General features: G+C 69.0%; 2 protein-coding genes and 1 pseudogene. 2 read left to right on the top strand and 1 reads right to left on the bottom strand.

The window, feature by feature from the left end; all coding sequences use genetic code 11:
- A pseudogene (locus tag ACWCO3_RS33745) lies at nt 1–255 on the bottom strand (hypothetical protein); the annotation flags it as partial.
- A gap of 269 nt (nt 256–524) precedes the next feature.
- Here ACWCO3_RS33745 and ACWCO3_RS33750 point away from each other — a divergent pair.
- Both ACWCO3_RS33750 and ACWCO3_RS33755 read left to right on the top strand, forming a co-directional pair.
- The gene (locus ACWCO3_RS33750) at nt 525–1,523 is read left to right on the top strand and encodes a PaaX family transcriptional regulator (protein WP_145784653.1); all 999 of its coding nucleotides are present in this window, start codon (nt 525–527) and stop codon (nt 1,521–1,523) included.
- Nucleotides 1,524–1,955: 432 nt separating this feature from the next.
- Nucleotides 1,956–2,611: endo-1,4-beta-xylanase (locus ACWCO3_RS33755; RefSeq protein ID WP_450014004.1), on the top strand; the 656-nt coding region annotated here is incomplete at its 3' end.

Consider the following 2,611-nt stretch of genomic DNA (forward strand, 5'->3'; position numbering starts at 1 on the left):
AGCAGCAGCGTGCCGAAGAGCCGGACCCCGGCGGACTCCGGTTCGCGGACCGTCATGTTGCAGTGGTCGTACGGTGTGGTCTGCGCGATGATCCGCCGGCACGTAGACGTGCATACGCATCCGCCCGGGGTTGTCCCCGAAGCTGGTCACCTCGGTCAGCGACGCCGCGTACGCGGGTCGGAGCGTGGGGACCACCAGGCCGGCCGTCACCAGTGGCACGGCGAGCGCGAGCAGCAGTTTTCTCTTGATTGTCAACGGACGACTCCTTCGATTGCCTGTGCGGCTGGGATTGGTAGCGCGATCCGGTGGCGGGTGCGCCCGGTGCCCGCCTGATCACGCCTGCCCGCTACCTGTGGTTTGCCCTGTCCCTGCCCGGCTCCGGGCGGCATTGCATGGCAATTAGTGTTCCCCTCGGACCGACAAGTGTCAATCGAAGTCTTTCTATCGTCGATCGATCCCGGGAGCCGGCAGGGCGGTGATCCGTCTACAGTCGTCACACCGTCCCTGAAGAGCACGGAGCGTCTGTGGCAAGCCCGTTCGACATCGACGAGATCTATCCGGACGACGGAGATCATGAGCTCCGGCTGCCCCGGCGGCAGGCGGGCAACTCACCCCAGGGGGTCGCCGTGACCCTGCTGGCGGACTACACGCTGCGGACCCGTGTCTCGCTCCCGTCCGCCGCCATCGTGGCGTTGCTCGGGGAGACCGGCGTGACGACGGCCGGTGCGCGCACCGCGATCAGCCGGCTGGCCCGCCGCGGCGTGCTGGAGGGCAGTCGACTGGGACGCCGCAGCTCGTACCGGCTCAGCCGCGGTGCGGCCGCAAGCCTCTCTGCCGGAGCCCACTGGATCCTCACCTCCACCACCTCAACGGTGCGATGGGACGGGTGCTGGACGGTCGTCGCGTTCTCGCTGCCACAGGAGTTGAGTGGGCAGCGGCGGGCCCTGCGGGCGCAGCTGCGGTGGCTCGGTTACGCGCCGTTGTATGACGGACTGTGGATCTCGCCGCGTGAACTGAACGCCCCGGCTCGTGCCCGTCTCGACCAGCTCACCCTCGGTGCCGTGACGGTGTTCCGCGGGCGGCAGGCCCCCCTCGGTTCGGCCATCCACCGTGCCCCGATCGAGGCCTGGGACATCGACGCGATCAGCCGGAGCTACGACGCTTTCCTCCGGCGCTGGACGCCGCTGCTGCCCGGGGTGGTGTCCGGGGATGTCGACGGCGCCGCCGCGGTGCGGGCCCGTACCGAGGTCATGGACACCTTCCGGCGGTTCCCCGTACTCGATCCGCAGTTGCCCCTGGAACTCCTACCCGAGGGGTGGCTCCGGCGACCGGCGCAGGAGTTGTTCGCGGCCGTCTACGACGGCCTCGCCGCGCCCGCCGAGCGACATGTCCGGGCGGTCGTCGCCCGGTTCGCCGACGGCACGCAGCCCGGCATCCGGGCGCACACCACCGCCGACATGCTTGCCGGGGTACGCGTCGAGGCGAGCCTGGCGGAGCGGGGGCACGGCGGCGCTGCCGGCTGACGGCAGCCTCGCGGGGCACGGCCGCCCGATCGCTGTGAGCGATAACAGAACCACCCTCAGGCGTGTCCTGGTGTCTCGGCGGGCCGGTTCGTCCGCTGCTTTCGCGGCGGGTGCCAGAGATCCCCGCAGGCGGGCGGTAGTGGGCGATACGGGGTGTTCCGGCGCGTCGGCGTGAACGGCTCGTTTCGTCTTGACGAACGGCATGTTATCGCTCACCCTCGATATCGAGGTTTATCGTTTCGTTGGGTTCACCGGGCGAGCCCTGCGGGTCGTACCTCGAATCCGGCGTCCCCTCCGGGCAGGCGGACGTCACCTCAGGGCTCCCGGCAGTGCCGGCGAACGCCTTCCCCAACCGCGTGCGCCGCACCGGGCGGCCGTCCTGATCGACGTGGCACATCACCACCACCGATGCACCCACTGAAAAGGATCGACATGAAATCACGCAGAACGTTGCTGGCGGCGGCGACCCTCGCCGTCGCCCTCACCACCGGCATGACAGTGGCGCTGACTCCCGCAGCCGGAGCCGGCACGACCTTGAAGGCGGCCGCCGCCGAGAAGGGCCGCTACTTCGGCGCGGCTGTCGCCGTCAACAAGCTGTCGACCAGCGCCTACACGACGATTCTGAACCGTGAGTTCAACAGCGTCGTGGCCGAGAACGAGATGAAGTGGAGCTCGACCGAGCCGCAGCAGAACACCTTCACCTACTCCAGTGGCGACCGCCTGGTCAGCCACGCGCAGGCCAACGGCATGAGCGTGCGGGGTCACACGCTGTTGTGGCACGCGCAGCAGCCGGGCTGGGCGCAGGGCATGTCGGGCAGCGCGTTGCGCAGCGCGATGATCAACCACGTCACCCAGGTCGCCACGCACTACCGGGGGAAGATCTACGCCTGGGATGTGGTGAACGAGGCGTTCGCCGACGGTGGTTCGGGTGGGCGGCGTGACTCGAACATGCAGCGGACCGGCAACGACTGGATCGAGGCGGCGTTCCGGGCCGCGCGGGCGGCGGATCCGGGTGCGAAGTTGTGTTACAACGACTACAACACCGACGGGATCAACGCGAAGTCGACCGGGATCTACAACATGGTGCG

This window comes from Micromonospora sp. NPDC002411 (assembly GCF_053592955.1).